Annotated in this window: 8 protein-coding genes; 7 read left to right on the top strand and 1 reads right to left on the bottom strand. The window is 73.1% G+C overall.

What is annotated here, in order from left to right; translation table 11 throughout:
• The 6 genes from ABZU53_RS31590 to ABZU53_RS31565 form a co-directional block, all read left to right on the top strand.
• On the top strand, positions 1-994 hold a 994-nt coding region (locus ABZU53_RS31590), incomplete at its 5' end, for a sensor histidine kinase (RefSeq protein WP_355069229.1).
• Positions 991-1,440, top strand: coding sequence for a roadblock/LC7 domain-containing protein (locus ABZU53_RS31585; RefSeq protein ID WP_355069227.1), 450 nt, complete (start codon positions 991-993; stop codon positions 1,438-1,440). The genes ABZU53_RS31590 and ABZU53_RS31585, both read left to right, overlap by 4 nt.
• Positions 1,418-1,798, top strand: coding sequence for a DUF742 domain-containing protein (locus tag ABZU53_RS31580; RefSeq protein WP_354863330.1), 381 nt, complete (start codon positions 1,418-1,420; stop codon positions 1,796-1,798). Before ABZU53_RS31585 ends, ABZU53_RS31580 begins: the two co-directional genes overlap by 23 nt.
• A gap of 101 nt (positions 1,799-1,899) precedes the next feature.
• Positions 1,900-2,601 (top strand): cellulose binding domain-containing protein, encoded by a 702-nt coding sequence (locus ABZU53_RS31575; RefSeq protein WP_355069225.1) that lies wholly within the window; start codon positions 1,900-1,902, stop codon positions 2,599-2,601.
• 44 nt (positions 2,602-2,645) lie between these two features.
• Positions 2,646-3,026 carry a YccF domain-containing protein gene (locus tag ABZU53_RS31570; RefSeq protein ID WP_354863332.1) on the top strand — a complete coding sequence of 127 codons (381 nt, stop codon included), beginning with the start codon at positions 2,646-2,648 and terminating at the stop codon, positions 3,024-3,026.
• Positions 3,027-3,106: 80 nt separating this feature from the next.
• Positions 3,107-3,904 carry an SAM-dependent methyltransferase gene (locus ABZU53_RS31565; RefSeq protein ID WP_355069223.1) on the top strand — a complete coding sequence of 266 codons (798 nt, stop codon included), beginning with the start codon at positions 3,107-3,109 and terminating at the stop codon, positions 3,902-3,904.
• Positions 3,905-3,932: 28 nt separating this feature from the next.
• Here the strand turns inward: ABZU53_RS31565 and ABZU53_RS31560 are convergent, their stop codons facing one another.
• Positions 3,933-4,673, bottom strand: coding sequence for a cellulose binding domain-containing protein (locus ABZU53_RS31560; RefSeq protein ID WP_355069221.1), 741 nt, complete (start codon positions 4,671-4,673; stop codon positions 3,933-3,935).
• A gap of 380 nt (positions 4,674-5,053) precedes the next feature.
• Here ABZU53_RS31560 and ABZU53_RS31555 point away from each other — a divergent pair, with 380 nt between their 5' ends.
• Positions 5,054-6,127, top strand: a complete 1,074-nt coding sequence (locus tag ABZU53_RS31555; protein WP_355069219.1) for a hypothetical protein — start codon at positions 5,054-5,056, stop codon at positions 6,125-6,127.
• The last annotated feature ends 110 nt before the right edge of the window (positions 6,128-6,237 follow it).

Raw genomic sequence — 6,237 nt, 5'->3', positions numbered from 1 at the left:
GGCCGGCAGCGGTCAGGCCGGCGGCGGTCAGGCCGGCGGCGGTCAGGCCGGCGGCGGTCAGGCCGGCGGCGGTCAGGCCGGCGGCGGTCAGGCCGGCAGCCGGCCGGTCGAGGACCGTCGCGCCGGGGAGCTGTTCCTGCGGGTCACCCGGCGCAACCAGGTTCTGCTCCGCGATCAGCTCGACCTGCTGGACGCGATGCAGCGGCGGGAGCACAGCGCCGAGGAGGCCGACGAGCTGTTCCAGCTCGACCACCTCACCACCCGGATCCGCCGCAACGTGGAGAAGGTGATCACCCTCGCCGGCGCGACCCCGGCCCGCCGCTGGCGGCGCCCGGTCCCCCTGCTCGACGTCACGCGCGGCGCGGTCGCCGAGGTGCCGGAGTACCACCGCGTCCTGGTCGCGCCGCACTGGCCGTGGTCGCTCGCCGGGCCGGCCGTCACGGACGTCGTACACCTGCTGGCCGAGCTGATCGAGAACGCCCTGGCCTACTCGCCCCCGGACACCACCGTCCGGATCGCTGGTGAGCACCGGCCGCACGGCTGCGCGGTCGTGGTGGTCGACGACGGTCCCGGCCTCGACGCGACAGCGCTGAGCGAGGCCAACCACCTGCTCACGAACCCGCCGACCCACCCGCCCGCCGACGCCACGGGGTTGCACACCGTCGCCCTGCTGGCCGCCCGCTGCGGTGCCCGGGTCACGTTGCGGCCCAGCCGGCGCGGCGGGACGGCAGCGATCGTGCACCTGCCGGCGCAACTGGTCACGGTGACCGGCGCACCTGCCGTGGCGGTCCCCGGCCCCGCGCGCCGGTCGGGTCACAGCGGGCCCAACGCGCCCGACGCGGGCCGGGCGGGCGGTGCCGGCGAGTTGCCGATGCGGGTCCGCCAGTCCCGGGCCGCCGGGCCCGAATCCGGGCCGACCGGGCCCGAACCCGGCAGCACCGGCCCCGACACCGTCGAGCTGCCGGTCACGAGAGCAACGAGGAGACATCGATGACGCATGCAGTGGTCACCGCGGACAGCCTGACCGACGCGCTGGACCGTCTGGTCGACCGGGTACGCGGGGCGGAGTTCGCCGTCGTGCTCTCCCCGGACGGGCTCCCGCTCGGCGGTTCCCGACGGGTGGAGCCGAAGCTGGCCGAACAGATCTCCGGCGTGGTCGCCGGTCTGCTGGCGTTGGGGCTGGCCGCCACCCGGACCTGCGACGCGGGCGGGCTGCGCCAGATCGTCGTGCAGATGTCGCGGGCGTTCCTGTTCGTCGCCACCATTCCGAACGGGACGATCCTCACCGTCCGGATCGCCGGCGACGAGACCGAGGTGGGTGACATGGCGTACGAGGTCGCGCTCTTCGTGGGGCAGGCCGAACGGCACCTGCCGATCACCCTGGGCCCGGCCTCCGCGGCGAGAAGCGGGGACTCTGGTGCACAGCGCCGGCTCCGCTGACGAGGCGTGGTACGACGACGACGCCGGCCCGGTGGCCCGTCCGTACACGATGACCGGTGGGCGCACCGCACCCGAGCGGGGCCGCTTCGACCTCATCTCGCTGGTCGTCGCGCGGCGGCAGGCCACACCGCCCACGGCACTCTTCCCCGAACAGGCGCGGATCGTCGAGCTGTGTCACCATCCAGTGTCGGTGGCCGAGGTCAGCGCCGAGCTGGATCTGCCCCTGGGCACCGTCCGGGTCCTCCTCGGTGACCTGCTCGGAGCGGGTCTGGTCGAGACGCACGAACCACCGACGCTGTCGGAGCTGCCGTCGCAGGAGCTGCTCGAGTCGATACTTGTCGGGTTGCGCGCCCTGTGACGGCCGGGTGCCACCGCGACCCAGCGGTCGCGGGTTGGCGTCCGGGAATGAAGTGAAGGGGAGAGGCAGTGCCGGCAACACCGCCGCAGCCACGGCGTACTGTGGCGATCATTCTGCTGGACCGGATCGTGGCCGCCGCCGCAGCCGTACGGCGGGTGGTCACCGGCCGGGGCGATGTGTCACGGGCCACCTGGATCGCCGTGCTCGCGGCGCTCGGTGTGGTGGTGGCGACGGTGATCTCCATCATCGGTGTGGTGCGCACGCCGGAGCAGTTGGCGCCGGTGACCCTCGATCCGCCCCCGTCGGTGGACCAGTTGGGCACCCCCGGGGCCGGTACACCCCGGGGGCAGGCGAAGCCGGCGGCCAGCAGCCCGCCCACGTCCGCGCCGCCGTCGGTCAACGCGGCCCCGCCGCCCGTCGAGCCGCCGACCAGCGCGCCGGCCGCGCCCCCCTCGTCGGCGTCGCCGACCCCGGCCGCTCTCGGCGCCGACTTCGCCATCGAGGACCAGGCCCTGCTCAGCTACGGCGCCGCCGTGACCGTCAGCAATCCGAGGCCGGCTCCGGTGACGCAGTGGACGCTGGCCATCACGCTGCCCCGGGAGTCGCTGCGCGTCAGCGCGGTCCAGGGCGCGCGGGCCACGCAGGACGGCGCGGTGTGGACGTTCGTGCCGGACGGAAGCGTCGGGCAGGTGCCGGGCAGCGCCTCGGTCCGTGTGACGTTCCGGGTCAACGGCGCGGCGGTCGGCGCGACGCCCACGGCGTGCACGATCGACGGTGTCGCCTGCGGCGGGCTGCCGGACTGACGGCGGCCGGGCCCCCGGTGGCGCGCGTCGCTCATGCTGAAGGGGTGATTCGCTTCGTCCTGAACGTCCTGTGGCTCGTCTTCGGTGGTGGCCTCGTGCTGGCGATCGGCTACGGCTTCGCCGCGCTGGTCTGCTTCGTCCTGGTCATCACCATCCCGTTCGGCGTCGCCTCGTTGCGCCTCGCTGTCTACTCGTTGTGGCCCTTCGGCCGCACCCTGGTGCCCAAGCCGGGCGCGGGCGTCGGCTCCGGGCTGGCGAACGTTCTGTGGGTGGTGCTGGCGGGCTGGTGGCTCGCCCTGTCCCACATCCTCGCGGGCATCGCGCTCTGCGTCACCATCATCGGAATCCCCTTCGGCGTCGCCAACTTCAAGCTCGTCCCCGCGGCGTTCTGGCCGCTGGGCCGGGAGGTCGTGGACGCGCCGTGACCCGGTCCGGGCCGGCACCGTCGATCGTGGACAATCCGGAGTGCCACCCACCCCGACGAACCCCTCGATAGGAGCCTGGCATGGCCGGCCCGGACGCCGAACTCACCACGACGCTTCAGCCCGACGTGCCGCACGCGGCGCGGATCTGGAACTACTGGATGGGCGGGAAGGACAACTTCCAGTCCGACCGGGCGGCCGGTGACGCGGTCGCCGAGGTCTACCCGGAGATCGTCGTGATGGCGCAGCAGTCCCGCCGGTTCCTGGTGCGGGCCGTACGGCATCTGGCCGCCGAGGCGGGCATCCGGCAGTTCCTGGACATCGGCACGGGCCTGCCCACCATGCAGAACACCCACGCGGTCGCCCAGGACGTCACGCCCGACTCGCGGATCGTCTACGTCGACAACGACCCGATGGTCCTCGTGCACGCCCGCGCGTTGCTGGCCAGCACGACCCCGCAGGGCGTCACCAGGTACGTTCCGGCCGACTACCACGACCCGGAGAGGATCCTCGCCGAGGCGGCGCGGACGCTGGACTTCGACCAGCCGATCGCGGTCATGTTCATGGGTGTGCTGGGGTACGAGCCGGACCTGGACGTGGTGCGTTCGATCGTCGGGCGGACGATGGACGCGACCGCGTCCGGCAGCCACCTGGTGCTCTGGGACGGCACCAACACCAGCCCGGCGGTGGTCTCCGGCGCGCAGCGGTTGGCCGAGAACGGTGGTGTGCCGTACATCCTGCGCAGCCCGGAGGATCTCGCCAGTTGCTTCTCCGGGCTGACGATGGTGGAGCCCGGCCTCGTGCCGATCCCGCTGTGGCGCCCGGACGACGCCGACGCCGAGGGGATCGACGCCTACGGCGCCGTGGCCCGCAAACCCTGACGGGCGCGGGCCACGGCCGGGTGACCGGTCAGCGGCCGCAGGCCAGCGTCATCCCGTCGGGGACCGCGCTGGTGGTCACGAGCACGCCGAACGTCGTCGCGCCGCCCGGCGCGAGTGTCCCGTTGTAGAAGGCGTTGCGAACCGTGACGTCGGCGCCGACCGTCTCGACGACCCCGCCCCAGACCGTCTGGATACGCTCGTCGCCGGCCCACCGCCAGGAGACGCTCCACCGGTCCAGCGCCTGCGTCCCGGTGCTGCGCACCGTCACCGTGGCGACGAAGCCGGTGCCCCAGCGGGAGTCGATGGTGGCCGTCGCCCGGCACGCCGTCAGCGGAGCGGTCCGGGCCGGTCCGACCAGGTACGGGTCCCGACGGCCCTCGGCGTCGCTGAACCGGTACCAGTACTCGGTGTCGGGCGTCAGCTGGCCGATGGTCACGACCCCGTTGCGCTCGGGCCCGGTGACGGCCTGCGCCACCGGAGCCTGCCACTGTTGGGCGTCCTCCCGGCTGGCGAAGAGTCGGACGGTCATCGGCGGGTCGTAACCGCAGGGCGGGCGGAACAGGATCGAGTACGACAACGTCACGCTGGTGGTGGTCACCGCGGTCACCGAGGCGCTGATCGGGATGGCCGGCGGGCAGGTCGGGGTCGGTGACGGCGACAGGGTGGGTGTGGGCGTGACCGCCGGCGCCGGCGCTGCCTCGGCGGAGCCGGTCGTGCCGGCCCAGCCGGCCAGCGCCATGGTCGTGACTGCCAGGACGATGCGGAGCATCGGTACCTCCGGGGAAACCGTCGCCGTCGCGATCGCGGATGGGCGACCGACCCTACGGGGCCGGACGTACGGCGGCCGCCCGACGGCGATCGGCATGCGGCCGCTGACGAGGACTGCCCGGCGCGGGGGGTGTGGCCACTCGCGCGTCCCCGGATCCGGAGAAGAACGGGCGCGCTGGCTCCCGAGCGCGACCGACCCCCAGCATCGCATTCGATGGGCATCAATACAATCTGGCCAACCGGTGAGCGGCGGCGGCACCGGGTCGTCGGACGCGAGCCCGTCGAGAAGCGGCTTCCTGCTCCTCGCCGCAGGGACACGTGCCGGACCCCTCCGCCGACGATCATCCATCGTGGCCTGTCAATTCGATGCGGGAGCACACCATGCGCGACAGAAGCAGCACGAACCGGCGAACCCGGGTGGCGAGGGCACTGACCGCGACGGCCGCCGCAGCGGCGCTGACCGTCGCCCCGCTCACGGCGCCGGCACCCGCCACCGCGGCCGTCAGCCGGGCCGAGTTGGCCCTGCGCTGGGCGCCCGTCCACTACCAGGACGTCGACGCCACCGGTGCCCACGCCCTGGGCGGCCAGTCCGACTATGTCACCGCCGTGGACTTCGACGGCGACCTCAACGGGCGCAACAACTGGGACCGCGCCGGCCAGTCCGGCACCTCGCTCGCGGCGCACGCGTACTACTCCGTCGTGGAGACGAGCACGCACTGGTACATCACGTACCTGTTCTTCCACCCTCGGGACTGGACCGATCACCCGTTCTTCGAGACCGAACACGAGAACGACGGCGAGGGGGTCCTCTTCGCGATCGAGCGCGACGGCTCCCCGTACGGCGTCCTGCGCGGCGCGGTCACTGTCGCGCACAGCGACTTCTACTCGTACACGCCGGCCGGCAGCACCTGGACCAGCGGCCGCGAGAGCGTCGACGGCACCCTGCAGTTCCAGACCTCACCGCACGACTCCTTCACGCACCCGGTGACCGCGCAGGAGGCGCAGGGGCACGGCCTGAAGGCATATCCGCAGTACGTCATCAACGGCGACGGCCTGGTCTACTACCCGTCCACGGTCGCCGAGACGCCGAGCAGCGGCAACGACCGCGACGTGCGGTACCAGCTCGTCGACATCTTCGCCGCCGGAGGGCTGTGGGCGCAGCGGACCAACGCGAACCTGTTCGCCAGCCTGGGCACGTTCGCCGGCGACACCTCCGGCGACTGCGGCTCCGGCACCTGGAGCTGCTCGGCGAACTCCGCGAACGCCCCCTGGGGCTGGGACGACGGCAACGACGTGCCCGCCCGCGGCGAGCTGGCCAGCGACCCGGCGAAGCTGTCCGCCGAGTACTTCACGGTCCCGGCCGGGCTGGCGCGCAGCTACAGCTACAACCCGTACGCCGGCGCAGCCGCGGCGCTGGCCGAGGCAGCCAGAACGGCAGCGCCGACCGTCGACTGACCGACGGCCGAGGTGCGCGGCCGGCCCGGGGGGGGGGGCGCGCCCCCCCGGCGGGCATCGCCACCCGCATAAACCCAACCACCCATATGCTAAAAATTTTGTGTGGTGTT

It is taken from the genome of Micromonospora sp. NPDC005194 (assembly GCF_040608335.1).
Lineage (GTDB): Bacteria > Actinomycetota > Actinomycetes > Mycobacteriales > Micromonosporaceae > Micromonospora.
The sequence above is the reverse complement of the archived record's forward strand: the minus strand, read 5'-3'. Positions and strand labels throughout refer to the sequence as shown.